Source organism: Solidesulfovibrio carbinoliphilus subsp. oakridgensis (genome assembly GCF_000177215.2).
Taxonomy (GTDB): domain Bacteria; phylum Desulfobacterota; class Desulfovibrionia; order Desulfovibrionales; family Desulfovibrionaceae; genus Solidesulfovibrio; species Solidesulfovibrio carbinoliphilus.
This window is the reverse complement of the sequence record NZ_CM001368.1, coordinates 2274274-2295263: the sequence shown is the minus strand read 5'-3', so window position 1 is coordinate 2295263 and position 20990 is coordinate 2274274. Positions and strand designations below refer to the sequence as shown.

At 66.7% G+C, this 20990-nt stretch carries 15 protein-coding genes; 8 read left to right on the top strand and 7 right to left on the bottom strand.

The window, feature by feature from the left end; translation table 11 throughout:
• The first annotated feature begins 58 nt into the window (after nt 1-58).
• The 4 genes from DFW101_RS09935 (at nt 59) to DFW101_RS09920 (ending at nt 5597) form a co-directional block, all read left to right on the top strand.
• Complete coding sequence (locus tag DFW101_RS09935; RefSeq protein ID WP_009181383.1) at nt 59-1066, top strand: radical SAM protein; 1008 nt, start codon at nt 59-61, stop codon at nt 1064-1066.
• A complete protein-coding gene (locus DFW101_RS09930; protein WP_009181382.1) occupies nt 1063-2208 on the top strand; it encodes a hypothetical protein in 1146 nt (381 codons plus the stop codon). The genes DFW101_RS09935 and DFW101_RS09930 overlap by 4 nt, the downstream gene beginning before the upstream one ends.
• Nucleotides 2209-2278: 70 nt before the next feature.
• Nucleotides 2279-2881, top strand: coding sequence for a class I SAM-dependent methyltransferase (locus DFW101_RS09925; protein WP_232285955.1), 603 nt, complete (start codon nt 2279-2281; stop codon nt 2879-2881).
• Nucleotides 2882-3428: 547 nt separating this feature from the next.
• Nucleotides 3429-5597: a GAF domain-containing hybrid sensor histidine kinase/response regulator gene (locus DFW101_RS09920; RefSeq protein ID WP_232285951.1), complete on the top strand. Its 2169-nt coding sequence runs from the start codon at nt 3429-3431 to the stop codon at nt 5595-5597.
• An 82-nt stretch (nt 5598-5679) separates the two neighbouring features.
• Here the strand turns inward: DFW101_RS09920 and DFW101_RS09915 are convergent, their stop codons facing one another.
• A complete protein-coding gene (locus DFW101_RS09915) occupies nt 5680-7779 on the bottom strand; it encodes a PAS domain-containing hybrid sensor histidine kinase/response regulator (RefSeq protein ID WP_009181379.1) in 2100 nt (699 codons plus the stop codon).
• Nucleotides 7780-8365: 586 nt separating this feature from the next.
• Between DFW101_RS09915 and hcp the strand changes: the two genes are divergently transcribed.
• Nucleotides 8366-10018, top strand: coding sequence for a hydroxylamine reductase (gene hcp, locus DFW101_RS09910; protein ID WP_009181378.1), 1653 nt, complete (start codon nt 8366-8368; stop codon nt 10016-10018).
• 141 nt (nt 10019-10159) lie between these two features.
• On the opposite strand, the gene DFW101_RS09905 is transcribed toward hcp, so the two are convergent.
• From DFW101_RS09905 to DFW101_RS09890, 4 genes are all read right to left on the bottom strand, one after another.
• On the bottom strand, nt 10160-10543 hold the full coding sequence (locus tag DFW101_RS09905; RefSeq protein ID WP_009181377.1) for a hypothetical protein: 384 nt from the start codon (nt 10541-10543) through the stop codon (nt 10160-10162).
• Nucleotides 10544-10658: 115 nt separating this feature from the next.
• Entirely contained in the window at nt 10659-11036 is a 378-nt protein-coding gene (locus DFW101_RS18660) for a hypothetical protein (RefSeq protein ID WP_009181376.1), read from the bottom strand.
• 15 nt (nt 11037-11051) lie between these two features.
• Nucleotides 11052-11588, bottom strand: coding sequence for an RNA polymerase sigma factor (locus DFW101_RS09895; RefSeq protein ID WP_009181375.1), 537 nt, complete (start codon nt 11586-11588; stop codon nt 11052-11054).
• Nucleotides 11589-11836: 248 nt separating this feature from the next.
• Complete coding sequence (locus tag DFW101_RS09890; RefSeq protein ID WP_009181374.1) at nt 11837-14350, bottom strand: PAS domain-containing hybrid sensor histidine kinase/response regulator; 2514 nt, start codon at nt 14348-14350, stop codon at nt 11837-11839.
• A gap of 249 nt (nt 14351-14599) precedes the next feature.
• Between DFW101_RS09890 and DFW101_RS09885 the strand changes: the two genes are divergently transcribed.
• Nucleotides 14600-17503, top strand: a complete 2904-nt coding sequence (locus tag DFW101_RS09885; RefSeq protein WP_009181373.1) for a PAS domain-containing protein — start codon at nt 14600-14602, stop codon at nt 17501-17503.
• Between the two features lie 116 nt (nt 17504-17619).
• On the opposite strand, the gene DFW101_RS09880 is transcribed toward DFW101_RS09885, so the two are convergent.
• Nucleotides 17620-18630: an acyltransferase gene (locus DFW101_RS09880; RefSeq protein WP_009181372.1), complete on the bottom strand. Its 1011-nt coding sequence runs from the start codon at nt 18628-18630 to the stop codon at nt 17620-17622.
• 167 nt (nt 18631-18797) lie between these two features.
• Nucleotides 18798-19463 carry a redoxin domain-containing protein gene (locus tag DFW101_RS09875; RefSeq protein WP_009181371.1) on the bottom strand — a complete coding sequence of 222 codons (666 nt, stop codon included), beginning with the start codon at nt 19461-19463 and terminating at the stop codon, nt 18798-18800.
• A 221-nt stretch (nt 19464-19684) separates the two neighbouring features.
• Here DFW101_RS09875 and DFW101_RS09870 point away from each other — a divergent pair, with 221 nt between their 5' ends.
• Together DFW101_RS09870 and DFW101_RS09865 are read left to right on the top strand one after the other, a co-directional pair.
• Nucleotides 19685-20050 (top strand): hypothetical protein, encoded by a 366-nt coding sequence (locus DFW101_RS09870; protein WP_009181370.1) that lies wholly within the window; start codon nt 19685-19687, stop codon nt 20048-20050.
• A gap of 152 nt (nt 20051-20202) precedes the next feature.
• Nucleotides 20203-20499: an SH3 domain-containing protein gene (locus tag DFW101_RS09865; protein WP_009181369.1), complete on the top strand. Its 297-nt coding sequence runs from the start codon at nt 20203-20205 to the stop codon at nt 20497-20499.
• The last annotated feature ends 491 nt before the right edge of the window (nt 20500-20990 follow it).

The following is a 20990-nucleotide window of genomic DNA, read 5'->3' as shown; positions in this document are numbered from 1 at the left end:
ACCGGCGGTGGTGGGGTGGTCGAACCGACCGCCGCCGCAACGCAGGAAGGGAACAGACATGCAATGCGACTACTGCGAACGATACTGCCGTCTCGAAGAGGGGCGGCACGGCTTTTGCCGCATGTACGCCAACCAGGGCGGCCGGCTGGTCGAGCGGTTTCCGGACAAGTGGTGCGCCTACGCCGTGTCCCGGGTGGAAACGATCCCTTTTTACCACGCCTACCCGGGCAGCCGGTGCATGGTGGTCGGCACGGCCGGCTGCAACCTGGACTGCCGCTACTGCGCCAACGCCTACGCGGCCAAGGAGGACCCGGCCAGCCTGGCCGACATCCTCCTCGACATCGGCCCCGAGCAACTCGTCGGCCTGGCCCGCAAGCAGGGCTGCCACTCCATCGTTTTTTCCATCAACGAACCCACGGTGTCCCTGCCGACCCTCACCCGGGTCTCCCGGGCGGCCAAGGCGGCCGGGATGCCCATGGGCTGCCTGACCAACGGCTACGCCACGCCTGCGGCCACGGCCCGGCTCGGCGAGATCTTCTCCTTCGTCAACGTCAGCCTCAAGGGGCTGGACCCGGCCTTTTGCGGCGACTGCCTGGGCATTGCCGACAGCGCTCCGGTCGTGCGCAACATCCGCGAGCTGTCCCGGGTCAGCCACGTCGAGGTGACTACCCCGGTCATCGACGGGGAAAACGACCACGAGCTGGACGCCATGGCCGATATCCTGGCCGACATCGATCCGAACATCCCCTGGCACGTCTTCCGGTTGCTGCCGACCCACAAGATGAGCCAGCGGGACTATCCCAATATCGAGGACATAAACCAGCGGCTCGAAAAGCTGCGCGTCCGCCTGCCCTACCTCTATTTCCACAATTTCATCGGTTCGGAGTGGGTCGGCACCCGCTGTCCGGGCTGCGGGGCCGAGGTGATCACCCGCCACAGCCTGGGCTGCGGCGGGGACAAGCTGGACACGTTCCGCTGCCGGGGCGACGTCTGTCCGGAGTGCGGCGGACACATCGCCCTGCTCGGCACGCGGGTGGACTGGAACGCCGGGGAGGTGCGCGCATGAGTCTGGCCATACTGGACGCGAGGCAGTGGCAGCAGGTGGTCGACCTGCGCTCCGGGCACAAGATCGAGACCGACGCGCCCCTGGTCGGCATGGTCAAGGGCGTGCTGGCCCGGCATCCCTTTCCCGGCGACCGGGACCCGCGCGGCAACGACTGGGTGACCGACACGGCGCTCGACCTCATCGAACGGTACGATCCGGGCTTCGCCTTCCTGACCTACGCCCGGCAGTACTACTGCTCGCGCTATTCGCCGCTGACCGCGACGGAGCGGGAGGCCATGCGCGAGGAGGCCTTTGCCGAGGTGGAGCGGTTCGCCCGGGAGTCCGGGTTCGCCACGGTGATCGTCGGCACGGGCGGCATGACCAGGGCCGTGGCCCCCATCGACCTGACGGGCCTGGACGGGCTGGCCGTGGCCAGCAACTGGTCGGCCCGCTATGCCGGACTCTACGGGCTCTCGGCCCGGGACATGGACCGGCTTTCCGGCCATCCGGACCTGGAACGGGTGGCCAGCCGGGAGGAGATGCTGGAGCTCTTCGGCGGCGGCCCGGACGACGGCGGCCGCCTGCCCGAACAGCTGGCCGTGGCCCGGGCCGGCCGGTACTTCAACACCACCTCCCTGCGCCGGCTGGTCATGCTGCCGGCCCCGAGCCCGGTTGTGCCGGTTTCGGCCAACCTGGACGGCGTGGCTTCCGTCACCGACGTCAAAAACGCGGTCCTCGCCCGGCTTGGCCGGGAAAAGGTGGCCATCGCCCTGCTGGAGGGCCTCGGCTGCGAGGATTTCCCCGCGCCGTTCACGGCCTGCCGCAACGGCCGGGGCTGGTACTGCTACGAACCGGGCGACAGCCAGTACCTGGCCCTGACCACGGGCGGGCACCGCGTCTTCGAGCACAACGGCGGCTACCGCTACTACTTGGACGACACCGAGCGCAAACCCTACCCCTTTTCGGGCTATTTCACGGCCCTGCCGTCCGGGACCATCGGCGAGGCCTATCCGGGCCGCAGCATCGCCGTCGGCAACCGCAGCATGTTCATGCACGTGACCACGGGCTGCGACATCGCCTGCGAGTGCTTTGCCCGCAATCTCTACAACCAGGGGCTCATGGCCGTGATCCACCGGCAGGACAAGCCGGCCGGGGCGCGGTGACGCCATGACGGCAAAGGCTGGGGCCGGCCCGGCGCCACGGCCGGGGGGCGGGATGGGCACGGAGCGGGATGTGGCGGCGTTTCTCGCCATAAGCCGGGACGTCTTTGCCCCGCTCTACCCGTATTACGCCGACCGTTTCCTGAAACAGTCGGGCGTCACCCGGGGCGTGTGCCTGGATCTGGGCTGCGGCGGCGGCGGGCTCGGGCTGGCCGTGGCGGCGGCCAGCGGCTGCTTCGCCGTCCTGCTCGACCAATCGCCGGCCATGGTGCGGGCGGCGGCCGGAGAGGCGGCCGGGCGCGGGCTGGCCGGACGGGCCGTGGCCCTGGCCGCCGACGTCCACGCCCTGCCGCTGCCGGACGGCTGCGTGGATCTGGCCGTCAGCCGCGGCTCGCTCATGTTCTGGGAGGACCTGCCCCGGGCCTTTAGCGAAATCCGGCGGGTCCTGTCGCCGCGCGGCCGCGCCTTTCTCGGCGGGGGGCTGGGTTCCCCGGCCATCCGGGAAGCCATCTGCCGCCGGATGGCCTCCCGCGACCCCCGGTGGGCCAAGGGGCCGCCGCCGCCCCGGCCCGGGACCGAACCGGAAACCCATGCCCGGCTGCTGCGGGCCGCCGGCATCCATCCCTTCGCCATTGCCCGGGAGGACGCCGGGCACTGGATCGAATTCGGGAAATAACCCCCCGGATACGGACCCGTATCCGTTCCCCACTCCCCTTTGCCGCGAAGCACGGACAGACCGGGACGCGCTCCGCTTTGTCCCCGGCTCCCGTTCCCTTTTCCCCCACGGCTGGCTGGTCCTGTTGCTCTTTGTTTGAGCGCCAGTCCGGGGATTGCGGTGCATGCGCGGAGGGTGATACCAACGCTAGACCGTCGCGTTGCGGCCGAAAAGGGCGCGTTGGCTTCTTCTTACCGGCGACGGATACAAATTCCTTGAGGGACAACGTTCACCATGCAACATCCCTGGCTGGCCTTTGCCGTATGCGGTTGGGCCGTATTGACCGGCCTCTTGCAGGCTGCCGCCAACGCATGCCGGTATGGCCTGGTCCACTCCAACAAGCGTTCCGGTTGCCATGGGCGATGACGCGAAGCCCCGCCAAAGGCTTCTTTCCAAGGCGGCCCCTCGGAACCATTCCGCTTCGGATTGGGAGGGGGAGCGTCCAGATCCCTGCCTGCCGTCCGCCGCTTCTCCCAGGGGAGGGCCAGGCGCCGCCCTCGAAGAGCAGTTGCGCCGGTCGAAGCGGGCTGTCCGGGCCTACAGCGCCTGCACGCGCCTGCTCGTCAAGACCGCGGAAGAAGCCGACCTCCTCTGCGGGGTCTGCCGCCTGATGGTCGAAGACGCCGGATACCGCATGGCCTGGATCGGCATCCCGGAAAAGGATCCGCAAAAGACCGTACGCCCTCTCGTCCACTGGGGATTCGAGGATGGGTATCTGGAAAATATTCAGATATCCTGGGCAAATGATGGAAAAGGCCAGGGCCCGACCGGCAGGGCGGTGCGGTCGGGCGAACCCGTTGCCTGCCGCAACATGCTGTCGGACCCCAAGCTCCTGCTGTGGCGAAAGGAAGCCGCCCGGCGCGGGTACGCCTCTTCCATAGCCCTGCCCCTGGTGGTCAGAGGCGAAGTCACAAGCGTGCTCATGATCTATGCGGGCGAGGCGGAGGCCTTCGAGGGCGACGAGTTCAACCTGCTCGTGGAACTGGCCAATGCCTTGACCTTTGGCATCGATGCCCTGCGGGTGCGGGCGGAACAAAAGAAGGCCACGGAAGCCCTTCGGGAGAACGAAACCAGCCTGCGGGCCCTCTACGAGTCCATGGACCAGGGGCTGTGCGTGCACGAGCTCGTTTACGACGAGGCGGGTCGCCCGGCCAATTACCGGATTCTGGAGGTCAACCCCAAATATGAGGCGATTTTGGGCCTCACCCGCCAGGAAGCCGTGGGCGCCCTGGCCACGTCGCTGTACCGCGTGGACCGGCCGCCTTTTCTCGATAGCTACGCCCGGGTGGCCCAGACCGGCGAACCGGCCTTCTTCGAAACCTATTTCGCCCCGTTGGGCCGCTATTTCAGCATCTCGGCCTTTTGCCCCCGGCCGGGAAAGTTCGCGGTGTTGTTTAAGGACATTACGACACGCCGGAATGCCGAGGAGGAATTGAAACGGCTAAACGAAACCCTCGAGCAACGGGTGCTCGAGCAGACCGGGGAATTGCGGTCGGCCAAGGAGGCCGCCGAAGCGGCCAACCGGGCCAAAAGCCAGTTCCTGGCCAACATGTCCCACGAGATCCGCACCCCCATGAACGGCATCCTGGGCATGACCGAACTGACCCTTCTGATGGACATGCCGCCGCAAGCCGGAGAATATCTCCGGCTCGTCCTGCAGTCCGGGCATGCCCTCCTCGATATCATCAATGATATTCTGGACCTTTCAAAAATCGAGTCAGGGCACGCCGTTCTCGACAACAAGCCGTTCCGGTTGCACGAATGCCTGGGCTCGACATTCAATGCCCTGGCGATCACGGCCAGGGAAAAGGGACTTTCCCTCTACCATTGCATCGACAGCCATGTGCCCGAGCATATTGTCGGGGATCAGGGGCGTCTGCGGCAGGTGCTGATCAATATCGTCGGCAATGCCATCAAGTTTACCCCGAAAGGCGGCGTACGGGTCACGGTCGGTCGGGACGGCCAGCCGGCCCCCCCGGGTTCCGCCCGTCTCCTGTTCCAAGTCGCGGACGACGGCATCGGCATTCCGAAAGACGGCCTCGGGGAAGTCTTCCATGCTTTTAGCCAGATCGGGCTTTCGAGCCATACCAGGTTTGGCGGCACGGGCCTTGGCCTGTCCATCTCCAAAAGCCTGGTTGCAATGATGGGCGGCCGGATTTGGGCCGAGAGCAAGCTCGGGCAGGGAAGCCTCTTCTCCTTTACCGCGGAATTCGTCGTGGGCGACGCAACACCGGAGCCGCTTCCCGAGCCCGTGCCCTCGGCTTGCCCACGGAAGCGGCGAAAGCTCAGGTTTCTGGTTGTCGAAGACAACCCTGTCAACAGGCTCTTCGCGGTCGAATTCCTCCGGCAGCAACGGGGCCACACGGTCGACACCGCGGCGGACGGGAAAGAGGCCTTGGAAAAGCTCCGCCACCAGCCTTTCGACGCGGTGCTCATGGACGTGCGTCTGCCGGACATGGACGGCGAGGAGATCGTTTCGGCCATCCGGCGCGGGGAGGCGGGACCGGACAAGGCCGGCATCAAAATCATCGCCGTGACGGCCCATGCCCTGAAGGGGGATAAGGAGCGATTCCTTGCCGCCGGCATGGACGGCTATCTCGCAAAGCCGGTGGATATCGTTCAATTCGATAGAATCATTAATGAGATAGCGTCAGACAGGGAGGCCCGGGACGTTTGATCGCCCCGCCGGCCCGGCTGGCGGCCAACGGCCGGGGTCGCGTCCCGGGCCCGGCCGCCGGAGATGTCGGGCGGCGGCCCGGCTAGTCCGCGTCCCGTCCGGCCGTCACCTCCGCCAGCAGGCCGCTTAAGGCCTCGAAGTCCAGGGGTTTGGCCAGGTAGCCGTCAAAGCCTTCGGCCAGGAACCGTTCCCGGTCGCCGGCCAGGGCGTGGGCCGTCACGGCGACGATCGGGATGTCGGGATCGGCGCCCGGGACCTCGCCGTCCCGGATGCGGCGCATGGCCTCCACGCCGTCCATGTCCGGCATGCGCACGTCCATGAGGATCAGGTCGAAGTCGCTTTCGGCAAGGCGCGCCAGGACTTCGCGGCCGTTTTCGGCGGTCGCCACCTCATGGCCCTGCAGGGTGAGCAGCTTGACGGCCAGGATCTGGTTGATGTCGTTGTCCTCGGCCAAAAGGATGCGCAGGCCCGGTTGGCCGTTGGGCAGCAGGCACCGGTTCCCGGAACGGGAACCGGCCGCGCCGGCCGGTTCCCCGGGGGCCACGCGCAGGAGTTCGGCCGTGAAATGAAACGTGCTCCCCCGGCCCGGTTCGCTTTCCACCCAGATGCGGCCGCCCATCAGTTCCACGAGCCGCTTGGAAATGGACAGGCCAAGGCCCGTGCCGCCGTACCTGGCCCCGACGCTGACCTGGGCGAAGGTGTCGAAGATCCGCTTCAGGTTTTTTTGGGGAATGCCGATGCCGGTGTCCCGGATCGAGGAGATGAGGCAGATGCGGCCTTTGCCGCCCATGGCCGCGGGCTCCCGGCGGCCGTCCGTTGCCGCCACGGCCACCCGCACCTCCACTTCGCCCGCGGTGGTGAACTTGATGGAATTGCCGATCAGGTTCACGTAGATCTGCCGCAGCCGCCCCTCGTCGCCGATCACGCAGTCCGGGACGTCCGGGGCCACGGTGGCGTCGAACCGCACGCCCTTGGCGTCGGCTTCGACGCGCATGGTCTGGAAGAGGTTCTCCAGGGTCTCGCGCGGGTTGAACTCGGCTTTCTCCAGTTCGAAGCGCTGGGACTCGATCTTCGAGATGTCCAGGATGTCGTTTATGATGCCGAGCAGGTGCTGGCCGGACTGCTGGGCCAGGCCCAGGTATTCCCGTCCCTTGTGGTCGGTGCAGGTCATGAGCGCCAGGGAGGTCATGCCGAGGATGCCGTTTAAGGGCGTGCGGATCTCGTGGGACATGTTGGCCAGGAACTCGCTCTTGGCCCGGTTGGCCCGCTCGGCGTCCTCCCGGGCCTCGTGCAGGTCGGTCACGTCCTGTCCCCCGGCGATCAGGTACCGCTGGCCGGCCACCTGCACCACGTCGGCCGAGGCCAGGATGATCCGGCTCGCCCCCTCCCTGGTCCGGACCACGAGCTCCTGGTCGCTGAACCGGCCTTCCGTCTCCAGAAGCGTTTCGAGGCCGGCCCCGCTGCCGGGGGCATCGATCAGCCCGAGCACGCCGACGTTTTGGCCCCTGACCTCCTCCCGGCCGTAGCCGAGGATCTCGGTGAAGGAATTGTTGACGTCGAGGATGATCTTCTTGTCGAGGTCCATCAGCAGCAGGATGCCCGGGCTCGAGGTGAAGACCTTCTTGAACTTCTCTTCGCTTTCCTGAAGCTTTTTCTCGACCAGCTTTGTGTCCACCATGTCGACGAACGCGAGGATGCCGCCTGTGATCCGGCCGGAGTCGTCCAGGATGGGGCCGGCATTGCAAAGGACGGGGATCTTGTAGCCATCGGACCGCGTAACGATCCACTGCTCCTCGGTCACGAGTTCCCCGCTTCGTACGGCCCGGACCAGGGGCAGGGCCTCGAAGGGGGCGGGAGCCGCCGCGTCCTGTCGGTACATCGGCACGTGCAGCGAAACATCGCGGTAGGTCCGTTCGAGCAACCCCTCGGCGGAAAGGCCGAGAAGCTCCTTGGCGTACCGGCTCACCATCCGCAGGGCGAGGCCCTCGCCCTCGACCACGAGCATGCCCTCGGGCAGATATTCCAGGATCGAAGAGACAAGGCCCTGGCTGATCGGGGCCGCCACCAGGGCGGGCGCCCCCTTTTCCGGGGCGTCGCTTCTGCGCAGGCCGGCCAGGCGTTGCCGCAGGGCGTCGATGAAGCCGCTTTTGATCTTTTCCGCAGCCTTGAGGCTTTTCCACATACGATCCTCTCTTGCCGAACAGGGGCGGCGACCGGAAGAAGGCTTTGGCAGCTGGCTTGCCGTCCGGGTTGCGGCCGCCAAAGGGATTCTCGTTTCCGGAATATCAAAGAAAAAGTAAAATTCCAGCCCTTGTCGCCGGGAAATATGGAGCGCGGGCGTGCAGTGTCGGGTACTGAGAAAAACAAATGAAAAATCTTGGCAAGTTACCATGTGGCGGTTGTTGTGCCGGCGGGAAAAAAGAAAAAAATAGTTTGCCTTGCGTCTTGCATGGGAGCCTTGGATCGTTTTTGCCATGCAGTGGATAGGCATTCTTATGCGGGAACATGCACTGGCGCATCAGGGACGTTCCCAGGCGGCAGGCAGGAACAACGATCGGACTGGGAGGCCCCGCCCAGGCCCTTGCGGGCGGGGGGAAGAAAAAAGGGATCGGCCAAGGCCCTGTCGGGGGGAGCACATTGCCGCGGGCCCTCGAATCTGCCAAGACTGTCGACAATACCCCGTGCCGACGTTCCGGCCGGCCCGGCAAGTCCTGACGGGCCGGCCCGCTTGGCGAAGGCCCGGGAAATCCCCATCCAAGGAGGCGGCAATGTTCTGTTATCAGTGCGAACAGACCATGAAAGGGGAAGGGTGCACCAAGATCGGTGTATGCGGCAAACAGCCGGAGGTGTCCGACCTGCAGGACCTGACGGCCTACGTCCTGCGCGGGCTGGCCCTGGTCGCCCGGGAGGCGCGCAAGACAGGCCACCGGAGCGAGGCCGCGGACGCCTATTTTCCGGACGCCCTGTTCTCCACCCTCACCAACGTCAATTTCGATCCCGACGACTTCGTCCGGCTCATCCACGACATCGTCCGGTTCCGGGACGAGCTGAAAGGAAAGGCCGAGGCGGCCGGCCAGGCCCTGGACCTGCCCGAGGGGCCGGCCACGTTCGTGCCGGCGCCGGACTACGCCGGGCTCCTCGATCAGGCCCGCGAGACCGGCCTTTTCGACTACCCGACCGACGATCCGGACATCCGCTCCCTCATGCACACCGTGCTTTTCGGCCTCAAGGGCGTGTCGGCCTACATGGACCACGCCCAGGTGCTCGGCAAAAAGGATCAGGAGATTTCGGACTTCTACCACGACGCCCTGGCGGCCGGCTGGGACGGCAAGCCCATGACCCTGGAAGACTGGGTCGGCATGGCGCTTAAGACCGGCGAGATCAACCTCAAGACCATGAAGCTCCTGGACGCGGCCAACACCGAGACCTACGGCGACCCGGTCCCGACCGAGGTGCCGCTCGGACACAAGAAGGGCAAGGCCATCGTGGTCTCGGGCCACGATCTCAAGGACCTGCACATGCTCCTCGAGCAGACCAGGGACAAGGGTATCACGGTCTACACCCACGGCGAGATGATTCCGGCCCACGGCTACCCGGAGCTCAAGAAGTACCCGCACCTCTACGGCAACTACGGCACGGCCTGGCAGAACCAGCAAAAGGAGTTCGCCGCCCTGCCGGGCGCGGTCCTCATGACCACCAACTGCCTGCAGCGCATCCTGCCGGCCTACACCGGCAACGTCTTCACCACCGGCCGGGTGGGCTGGCCCGGGGCCCCGCACATCGCGGCCAAACCGGACGGGACCAAGGACTTCACGCCGGTCATCGAGCGGGCCCTGGCCCTGCCGGGCTTTGCCGCGGACGAGGAGGGGGGCTCGGCCATGGTCGGGTTCGGCCACAAGACCCTGCTCGGCGTGGCCGGCAAGGTGGTGGAGCTGGTCAAGGCCGGCAAGATCAGACACTTCTTCCTGGTCGGCGGCTGCGACGGGGCCAAGCCTGGCCGCAACTACTATACCAAGTTCGTGGAGCAGGCCCCGCGCGACACGGTCATCCTGACGCTGGCCTGCGGCAAGTACCGGTTCAACGCCATGCAAAAGGCCCTCGGCGACATCGACGGCATTCCGCGCCTCCTCGACGTCGGCCAGTGCAACGACACCTATTCGGCCATCGTCATCGCCTCGGCCCTGGCCGAGGCCTTCCAGACGGACGTCAATTCCCTGCCCCTCTCGCTCATCATCTCCTGGTACGAGCAGAAGGCGGCGGCCATCCTCCTGACCCTCCTTTTCCTTGGCATCAAAAACATCTACCTCGGACCGTCCCTGCCGGCCTTCCTGACGCCAAACGTCCTCAACTTCCTGGTCGAAAAGTACAACATCAAGCCCATCGGCACGCCCGAGGAAGACCTCAAAGCCATCCTCGGCTAGGGGGGCGGTCCTCCCAAACCCTTGCGGCACAAAGAAAAACGGCCCCCGGTCCAGCCTGGACCGGGGGCCGTTCGTTTTCCGGGCCCCCGGCGGATTCCACGAGGGCGGGCCCGGGCCGGGAGCGGCCAAGAGGAGACGGCGTCAGGCGCAGCCGGCCTCGGCCAGGGCCGCGTCGATTTCCCGGCCGATGGACACGCCGAAGTGGACGTAGACGTCGGGTGCTTCCTTGAGCGGCAGCCAGTAGGCCTTCATGCGCTTTCCGCCCGCAACCGAAAACGCCTCGAGCGGCCCGCCCGAGCGCAACGCCTCCAGGGCCCGGCACTGGCGACAGTGGCCGTCGGTCTTGTTCTCGGGGTTGAGGCTCGAGCATCTGACGCCAAGCGGGACGCCGGCGGCGTGGGCAACGTCGTTGACGGCGAGGATGACGCGGCTTTTGTGGAGCAGCATGACCACTTCCGGAAAAGGCCCCCACATCATGTGGAAGGCGTCGATCACGTGCTGGGGGACGACAGGTTGTTCGGCCATTGGGAAAACCTCCTTGGACTTCGCCCGTGGGTGGCGATACTTTTTGAGACGGCCGACGGCGCGTTTTATTGCTGCAGCGGCAGGGAAAAAAACGCCCGGGCCAAAGCCGTTGAAACTATAAATCCTTTTCCCCGCTCTCGTTGCCCGGGCCCTGGGTGTGGCGGCGAAAGGACTTTTCCCCCACCTCCTTCCACCACGTATCGTATTCCTGCCACGGCTGCTTCTCCGGCCGGGGCCGGGCATGGCTGTGGCCGCTTTTGCCGTGTCCGAGCCCGCCGGTCAGGATGCGGGCCAGGAGGAGCAGGCCGACCCCCTGCCAGTAGGTGAGCGGGGCGAACCCGAAGAGGTCCGGCAAAAGCCGGTTCCACAGGAGCATGACCGCGCCGCCGAAGACCAGGGCCAGGCTGGCGGCGAAAAAGAGGCCAAAGACGATGTGCACCGTCAGCAGATAGGCCCGGCTGCGCGGGCGGTCGGATGGGCGGCAATGGAACATGGATGTCTCCTTGTGTCAGTCGGGGCGGTGGTCTTTGAGCATCTCCCGCAGCCGGGCGGTGGTCCGGCTTTTGCGGGAAAGGAGCGTGCCCAGGGGCTCGCCCCATTCTTCGGACAGTTCGCGAAAGCCACGGCCTTCGATTTCGGTGGCGATCCACAGGGCCCGTTCCCGGGCGGACAGCCGTCCCAGGGCCCAGACCAGCCGGTCGCGCATCTCGAGGTCCGCGAACGCGCCTTCCGGACCGGCCGCCGGCGAGGGGAGCCGTTCGGCCAGCGGCGCCGCCGCGCCGTCGTCGGCGCTTAAGGACACGGTGTCGCGGCTTTTGCGCCGAAAGTCGGTGATCCTGTTCTCCAGGGACCGGTAGGCGTAGGCCATGGCGTTTTCGACTTCCCCGAAGACGTCGGCGCGCCGCAGGAGCCCGGAAACCACGTCGGCCACGATGTCTTCCACGTCCATGGAGGAGATCCGGGACAGACGCTTGCGCACGAACCGGAAAAACTTCGCCTTCTCCCGCTCCATGGCCTGGGCGAGCTTTGAGGCCGGGGCCGTCATGGCGTTTTTTTTTCTTCTGGTCCGGGTGCGGGCATGGCGCTTTCTCCGGGTACGGCCGGCAAGAAGTGTTTCCTGGTGCGGGCGGCGAGGCGTGGCGCTTCGCAACCCTCATGAAACAAGACGGCCGGGTTCGGGAAATATTGCCGGAAAAAAGGGGGCAGGGAATTTTTCGGGCACGGCCGTCCGATCGCGCCGACGGACAGGCCCCGCCGCCTTGGCGGGAAGGGACGGCGGCCGGGGCAGGCGGGTCAGCCCAGCCGGGGCCGCCTGGCCAGCGCCTTCTCGACCACCGCCCGCAGGTCCGTGTGCTCGAAGGGCTTGGAAATGTACTCGTCCATGCCACAGGCCAGGAACTTCTCCCGGTCCCCGGACATGGCGTAGGCGGTCATGGCGATGATGGGGATGGCCCGCTTCTCGCCCAGGGGCACGGCGGTCCGGATCAGCCGCGTGGCCGCGACGCCGTCCATGACCGGCATCTGGATGTCCATGAGGATGCAGTCGAAGTGGTTGGCAAAGACCTGTTCCACGGCTGCCTGGCCGTCCGCGGCCACGGTCACGTCCCAGCCGAATTTTTCCAGCATCCGGCGGGCCACATCGCGGTTCGTCTCCTCGTCCTCGACCAGGAGGATGCGGCGGCGCTTCCCGGTTCGGTCCAGGCCCGCCGGGGCGGCGGCCTCCGGGCCGGCCGGCTCCCGACAGTGGTCAAAGGGCAGGGCGACCGAAATCGTGGTGCCGGAGCCGAACTTGCTGTCGATGCACAGGATGCCGTCGAGCATCTCCACCACCCGCTTGACGATGGTGAGCCCGAGCCCCGCGCCCTGCTGCTCGCGGATGTAGGAGCCGTCGGCCTGGGCGAACGGTTCGAAGACGTAGTGGACCTTGTCTTCCCGGATGCCGATGCCGGTATCCTTCACGGAAAAAAGGATGCGGACCCTGCCGTCGGCGGACTCGGGCAGCAGGCAGGCCTTGACCGCCACCCCGCCGGTTTCCGTGAACTTGATGGCATTGCCGATCAGGTTGAAAAGGATCTGGCGGACCCGGATCTCGTCCCCGACCAGATGGCCCGGAATGCCGTCCTCGACCGAGAATTTGATGCGCAGGGCCTTTTCCCGGGCCGACAGGACGAAGATGTCCTTGAGCGACTGCACCAGCTCCTGGAACGGGAAGGCCTTGCGGCAGATGTCGAGCTTGTTGGCCTCGATCTTCGACAGGTCGAGGATGTCGGAAAGAAGACTCGACAGCCGCTTGGCGGACTTGAGCGCCGCGGTGACGTATTCCTGCTGCTCGTCGTCGGGCGAGGTCGTGGCCAACAGCTGCAGCATGCCGTAGATGCCGTTTAAGGGGGTCCGGATCTCGTGGGACATGTTGGCCAAAAATTCCGTCTTGGCCCGGTTGGCGGCCACGGCCGCATCCTTGGAGGCGATCAGCTCCTTGCGCATGGCCTCGGTCTCGGTCAGGTCGATGTCCAGGCAGAAAAGCTCGCAGTCGCCGGAACCCGTCTGTTGCAGGACGTGGCTCGAAAAGACCGGCACCTCGGAACCGTCCTGGCGCGACAGGCGCAGCTCCCCGGCCGGAATGGGCCTGCCCTCCTCGATCCACCGCCGGATGTCCTCGACCACGTACGGCCGCATGGCCGGCGGGATGATGAGCGTCTCGAGCTTTTGCCCGAGGGCCTCCTCCCGGCTGTAGCCGTAGAGGGCCTCGCTGGCCGGGTTCCAGTAGAGGACGTTGCGGTCCCGGTCGTAGCCCTGGACGGCCACGGTCTCCACGTTGTCGAAAAGCGACCGGAACCGCTCCTCGCTCTGGCGCAGGCGTTCCTCGGTCCGTTTGCGGTCCGTGATGTCCCGGCAGATGGTGATGATCAAACGTTCGTCGCCGATCCGCGCCCCGCTGGCGCTCACCTCGGCGTCGTAGACGGTGCCGTCCCGGCGGCGGTGCCGGGTCTCGAAGGTCTGGTTGATGTGGGTGAAATCCCGAAACGCCGACCGGATCTGGTCTTCGGTCAGCGCGGCTTCGAAATCCCAGGAGGAGAGGGATGTCATGGCCTCGGGCGGATAGCCGAGCATGGCCGCGAATCGCCGGTTGGCCTCCAGGATGCGGTGGTCCTGGCTGAAGATGGCGATCCCGTCGTTGCTGACCTCCATCAGGGCCCGGCGGCGCTGGATCTCCTTCTGGAGCGCCTCCTCCGTGTGCTTGCGGGCGGAGATGTCCCGCAGGGCCAGGCAGAAGCAGGGCTGGCCGTGGAAATCCTCGCAGGCCGAGACGGAGACCTCGGCCTCGAACAGTTCGCCGGTCTTGCGCCGAAAACGGACCTCGCCGCGGGCCTGCCCCGTTGCCGCCCGGGATTGCCACAGCCGGGGCAGGCGCGGGTCGTCCGGATCAAACAGGCCGGCCCGGCCGGCCTGGACGATTTCGGCTTCCGTCAGGCCGAAAAGCGCCTCGGCGGCGGGATTGGCGCAAAAGCACCGCCCGTCGTCCGAGGCCAGCACCAGGGCGTCCAGGCTGCCCATGAACAGGGAGCGGTACCGGGACTCGCTTTCCCGAAGGGCCCGGTCCTGCCGTTCCCGTTGCCGCGCCTGCCGCGTCAGGAGGCCAAGCAGGAGCCCCGAGGCGAGAAACAGGAAGGAGGCGTCCTTCACGGTGAGCAGATGCGCCGGGACAGACGGCAGATAGCGTCCGATGAGCAGGTCCGTGGCCACGATCCAGGTCAGGCTGCCGCCGGCATAGGCCGCCACCAGCCAGCGGATGTTGAGCTTGCCCATAGTGCCTCGCAGTTCCCGGCAAAGCATACAAGAGACCGCCCCGCCAGTCCAAGTCTTATATCCCTTGCGGCGTTCGAACGCATTCCGCCGAAGGCCTGGTCTGGGCCGCCGGGGCACGGACGCCGCGGGTCCGGGGGACCCCGGCCCCCGTTTTTTTCCGACGCGGCCGCAAACGGGCCTTGCCTCTGGACGGAAAGCCACCGGCAGGATATCTGCCACCCTAGGGACAAGATTTTCCGGAGGTAGAACGTGACCCCCCAGGCGGACAACACCGGCCGGCAGGCCATGACGGGCCCTGTGGATCCCGAGGCTGTCGTTTCGCTGCTCCAAGGCATCCTGGACGGCTCCTCGGAGCTCATGGCGGCCCACGATCCCGACTTTCGCTGTCTGGCCGTCAACGGCGCCTACCGCGAGGCGTTTGCCAGGATATTCGGCGTGGCGATCGCGGTCGGCACGAACCTGATGGCGGCCCTCGCCGGCCTGCCGGAGGAAAGGACGGCGGGCGTCAGGGAACTTTTCGAGCGGGCCCGGGCCGGCGAGGCGTTTTCGGTGGTCGAGGGGTTCGGCGATCCGGGCCCGGAGCGCACCTGGTATGAGATCCGTTTTGTCCCCCTGCGGCGCGACGGCGTCCGGGTCGGCACGATCCAGTACCTGCGGGATGTGACCAACCGCCTGCGCCGCGAAGAGGCCCTGCGCGACCGCGAGGAGCTCTCGCGCCGGCAAAACGCCCTGTATGCCGGCCTCAGCCGGGTTTTCCAGGTGGTCGTCGAGGAGAAATCCGAGGCCGAGGTGGCCGCGGCCTGCCTGGCCGTGGCCGAGGAGGTGACCGGCAGCGGCTGCGGGTTCATCGGCGACGTCGGCCCGGACGGGCGCGTTACGGCCATCGCCATGAGCGAAAAGGGGGAGGAGCCGTGCCGGATGCCGTCCCCGGCCGGCGGGGAGGAGCGGTCGCATTCCCTCGGCCTGGACCCGCACGGCCTCTGTGGCCGGGTCCTGACCCTCGGCGAGCCGTTTTTCACCAACGACCCGGCCGCCCATCCGGACAGCGGCGGGGCCCCGGCCGGGCATCCGCCCCTGGCGAGTTTCCTTGGCGTGCCCCTGCGCCAGCGGGGCCTGGCCCTGGGCCTGCTCGCCCTGGCCAACAAGCCCGGCGGCTACACGGACGAGGACCTGCTGGCCGCCGAGGCCCTGGGCCTGGCCATCGCCGAGGTCCTGTCCCGCGGCCGGGCCGAGGAGGCCTTGCGGGCCAGCGAAGAGGAACACAGGACGCTCGTCGAGAACCTGCCCGGCGTCTTCGTCTCCAAGTTCGACCGGGACCTGCGCCATACCTACGTCAGCCCCTCGGTCGCCCGGATTTCCGGATTGCCGCAGGACCATTTCCTCGGCCGCCGCCCGACCGAGACCGTGTGGCGGGAAATGGGATTCGCCGACCGGATCGAGGCGGCCGTGGAGCGGGTCTTTGCCACCGGCCAGGGGGACGGGTTCCAGTATTCCCTGCCCTCCGACGACGGCGAGCGGCACCGCAAGGTCCGCACCTATCCGGACCGGGTGGAGAACGGGCAGGTGGCCTCGGTGGTCGCCTTCTCCTACGACGTGACCGACCTGGTGGAAATGGGCCGGGAACTCAAGGCCAGCGAGGAGCGGTTCCGCTTCCTGTTCGATTCCATGGACGAGGGCTTCTGCCTGATCGAGGTGCTTTTCGACCCGGCCGGACGGCCCGTCGACTACCGCTTCCTGGAAGTCAACCCGGCCTTTGCCAAGCAGACCGGCCTGATCGGCGCCGTGGGACGCCGGATGCGGGAGCTGGTCCCGGAGCACGAGGAGCACTGGTTCCAGATCTACGGCCATGTGGCGGCCACGGGCCAGTCCGTGCGCGTCGAAAAGCCGGCTGCCGGCCTGGGACGCTTTTACGACGTCAACGCCTTCCGGGTCGGGGACCCCGAACAGCGGCGGGTGGCGATCTTTTTCACGGACATGACCGAGCGCCGGCGCGGCGAGGAGGCCCTGCTCCAGGCCAAGCAGGAGGCCGAAGCCGCCAACCAGGCCAAATCGGAATTCCTGGCCAACATGAGCCACGAAATCCGGACCCCCATGAACGGCATCATGGGCATGATCCACCTGGCCCGGCTCAAATCCGCCGATCCGACCATCCTGCAGTACCTGGACCTGGCCGACAAATCGGCCCTGCACCTGCTTGGCATCGTCAACGACGTGCTGGACCTGTCCAAGATGGAGGCGGGCAAGATCCGGCTCGCCGCCGCCCCCTTCGCCCTGCGCCGGGAATTCGAGTCCGCGGTCGAGCCCCTGCTCGTGGCGGCCGGGGAAAAGGGCCTGGTCTTCGAGCACGGGGTGGCCGACGACGTGCCCGACCATGTGATCGGCGACGCCGGCCGGCTGCGCCAGGTGCTGACCAATCTGGTCGGCAACGCCCTCAAATTCACCGGCAAGGGCAGGATCGAGGTCCGGGTGGCCCTGGCGGCCGGGGCGGCCGAGCCGGGAACGCGGCGACTGCTCTTCACGGTCCGGGACACCGGCATTGGCATTCCGGCCAAGCGGCTTTCGCGCATCTTCGAGAGCTTCGAGCAGGCCCACTCCTCGGCCCATGCCCTCTATGGCGGCACGGGACTGGGGCTGACCATCTCCAAGCGGCTGGTCGAGCTCATGGGCGGGGAAATCATCGCGGAGAGCCGGGAAGGCCAGGGAAGCACCTTCTCCTTTTCCATCACCCTCGGGGTCCAGGAGCCGCGCGAGGAAAAGGCCCGGGATGCGGCCACGCCCACGGGCCGGCGCCTGCGGCTCCTGGTGGTCGAGGACAATGCCGTGAACCTGCTTTTCATGCGGGAGCTCCTGGCCACGCTCGGGCATTCGGTCGCCCTGGCCCGGTCCGGCCGGGAGGCCCTCGACAGCCTGGCCCGGGAGCGCTTCGACCTGGTGCTCATGGACATCCGCATGCCCGACATGGCCGGCGACGAGGCCACCCGGATCATCCGCACCGCCCCGCCCGAGGGCGTGGACCCGCGTGTCCCGATCATCGCCCTGACGGCCTATGCCCTCAAAGACGAGATCGACCGCTATATGCGAAGCGGGTTTGACGCCTACATGACCAAGCCGGTGGACCGGGAAGCGCTCAAACGGGTGCTGTCGAAATACTAGGACGCGGACCGCGCGTTGCGTCCTGGGGCAACACGCCGGTATTTTTCAGGATAAAAACCGGTTGGATGCGCATGTTGGATCGGAAACCAGGCGCGCCCGTCCTGCGAGGCCGGGGCCTAGCCGTGGAAAAAGGCCCGGACCACCGGAATCCGCCGGCCGGCCAGATAGAGAAGGGTGCAGGCGGCAAAGGCGAGGGGCGTGTGGACGAAGACGTTCATGGCCAGGGTGGACGGGCCGAGCAGCCGGGAGACCACGGTCAGGACGACCACGTGGTAGATGTAGATGGTGAAGGTCGCGCCGGACACGGTGCGGACCAGCGGGGAGGTCTGGCCGGGAAAGCGCTGCAGGAAGAGCTTGAGCGTGGCGGCGCTCAAAAGGACGATGCACGGGGAAGGGCCTTCATAGAATTTGGTGGTCAGCACCCCGGCCTTCAAGGAAAAATCGGCCGTCAGCCAGGCGGTTGCCACGATGGAGAGGAGGATGCAGGCCACAAGGAGCCGCTCGTCCACGCGAAAGCCCGTCCGGAAAAGGCCATGGCCGAGCACGAAATAGCCGGTGAAAAAGACGAACAGCATGTTGCCGACCGGTATCCGGACGCCGGCCTCGCCAAGCCAGGGGGCCAGGACGCAAAAGACGGCCCACAGGGCCAGGAACAGGCCGAGGTTGCGCGGGGCGGCCACCATGGGCCGCAGCAGCGGCACGACCAGGGCCAGGCCGAGGAAGGTCCACATGAACCAGAGATGGAAGCCCTGGTTGTCGGCGAAATTATAAAGGACGGTGTTTACAAGCGGGGTGGCGTCGCCCTGGCTCATGCCCAGGGCCTTGTAGGTGGCCAGGCCGCCGAAAAGCGGCAGGGCGTACCGGACGAGGACGCTCCGGTAGTAGGGCCACAGGGCGGGCACGTCCTTTCGCAGGAGCAGGGCCCCGCTGATCATGAAAAAGACCGGCACCGCCTCCCGGCCGGCCGCGTTCATCCAGTTGGCCAGCCACCAGGCGGTGGAATCGTCCACGCGCTCGACCCGGGCCACGATGGAATGGAGCAGGACCACGAACAGGCAGCCGAGGATCTTGAGGAGGTCCAGGGAGGCGAGCCGGGTGGCCGGGGCGGCGGGGGACGCGTGTGGCACGGGGTTTCCTTCAAAAGAGGCAAAAGGGCCGGACGTTCCGGCCGGGGTACCCCGGCCGGCCGCGCGGCGCAAGAGGGAGCGGGTTGCCGGGCGGGCCACGAAAAGACCGCTTCCGGACGGTGGTCCGGAAGCGGTCTGTCCCAAGCCCGGGGCGGGGAGGACGCCGCCTAGGGCATTTCGTTGTAGTTTTCGTAGACCTTGCCCACGAGCTTTTCCGACGGGGTCAGGGTCTGTCCGCCGGGGGTCCACTTGGCCGGGCAGGCCTCGGCCGGGTTTTCCCGCAGGTAGACGTTGGCCTGGCATTTGCGCAAAAGCTCGTCGGCGTTGCGGCCGACGTTGTAGAAGTTGATCTCCTTGGAGACCAGCAGGCCGTCGGGATTGATGATGAAGGTGCCGCGAAGGGCCAGGCCCGATTCGGCGTCGTACACGCCGAAATAGCGCGAAATCTGGCCGGTCGGGTCGGAAGCCATCTTGAACTTGACGTTCTCGAGCAGCCGTTCCGAATTTCTCCAGGCCAGGTGGGCGAACTCGGTGTCCGTGGACACGGAGAAGACCTCGAAGCCCAGCTTGACCAGCTCCTCGTGCTTGGTGGCCAGGTCGGCCAGCTCGGTCGGGCACACGAAGGTGAAATCCGCCGGGTAGAAGACCAGAATGGTCCATTTGCCGTCTTTCTTGATCTCCTCGGTGTCCATCTCGCCGAAAGCGCCTTCGACGGGATCGTAGACCTTGAGGCTGAAGTCCGCCACTTCCTGGCCGACAGTGGCTTCGGACACTTCCTCGACGCAGCAGTCTTCTTCATATTCGTGTTCGTGAACGTGTTCGTGATCGTGCATGGGTGAGACCTCTTTTTTTGGGGGTTGCCGGGAGAGCCCCGGTGGGCGCACGGTACCAGTTTATGGACCGGCTTGGCGCAAAATGCAAGATGCCTTGGCCCGCTCCGGGCGTTTTCGCCGTCCCGCCGGCCGGAGGGCCGGGCGGATGTCTGGACAAGGCCGGCCGGACCCGCTAGTTTTCAAAAATGCCACTGTTTCGAGGCTTTCGCCCGGGAGGAACCATGCCCCATCCGCTTCGCTCACGCTCGGCGCGTTTCTGGACGGTCCTCGGTTGCGCCCTGGCCCTGTGGCCGGCCTGCGGCCTCGCGGCCCAGGCGCAACAGTCGATCGACCCGTTCGGCACCTGCTGCGTGGCCAAGGTGGCCATCACCGGCTACAACACCTGGGCCGCCACCTGCGGCGACTGTTCCAGCAATCCCGGCACGTATCCCATCTCCCAGCCCGATCCGGACAAGCTGGTCTTCGTCGGGCCGGGCGGAGTCGCGGCCGACAGTCCCTTTGACGCGGCCTCGGCCGTGTGCAAGTGCCCGTCCGAAGACGCCCTGCGGGCCAGCGAAAAGCGGATGCGGACCTTCGACGGCCAGTAGCGTGGCGCCCCGGACCGGCCGCCTGGTTCGCCTCCGCCGCACCATGGCCCGAACCCAGGCGAAATGCAATACGAATGATTCCTGTTTTCATTAAAAAGTCCGGCCCGGGCCCGGCCGAAGCCAGGCCGGGGCGGGTGTCGTGCGGAGGTCGTATGCGTCGTTCCCTGCTCCTGGCCGCGATCATCCTGGCCACGGCCCTGCCGGGCCTGGCCGGTTGCGCCGGCCGCGCCGCCCCGGCCGGTCCCGTGCCGCCGCAGTCCGTGTACAAGGTCCGGGCCGCGCTTCTGAATCTTCTCGAATGTCCGAGCCTCACCTGTCCGGTGACCGAGGATCTCCACGACGGCCAGGAAGTGGCCGTCCTCTCCCCCCGCCTGGGCGACTGGGTCCAGGTCCGGGTGTTGCCAGGCGGCCGCGAAGGCTACGTGCTGGCCCGTTTCCTCGGCCGCTAGGGGCGCGTGCCCGAAATCCGTGCCGACGGATTTCGAGAATAACGTATTTTTTAGCGACCGCCCCACGAGGCTCGCGTGGGTTCAATCCGGGCTGTCGATTTCGCGGCAACAGGCTTGAGGCGCTGTTCTTGCTCGAAAGAGAGGGCCTGGTTCTTTTGGAGGACCGGCCCCCGGGCCCGAACCGGGCCGGGGGCCGTTTCCGGCCGCATCCGTCGGCCCGCCGGCGGGCAAAACCCCGGTGGGTCCCAGCCGTGAGGCCGCCCACCGGGGCCGGACGCGGACCCGGGTTGCAAGGGGCCCCACCAGAGGGCGCGTCTCTTTCCTTTTTGTCGTCCGTCGGCTGCCGGGGCGGCCGTTACCGCTTGGCCTGTATTGCCGGTGCCCCGCCTGCCTCGAATTGTGAAAAATATGTTTTTTCTTTTGCCTCTGCCGATAAATCTTTCTCTCCCGCTTCCAAGTCCTTTGCAGGGCTATTTTTTTATTTTATAGTC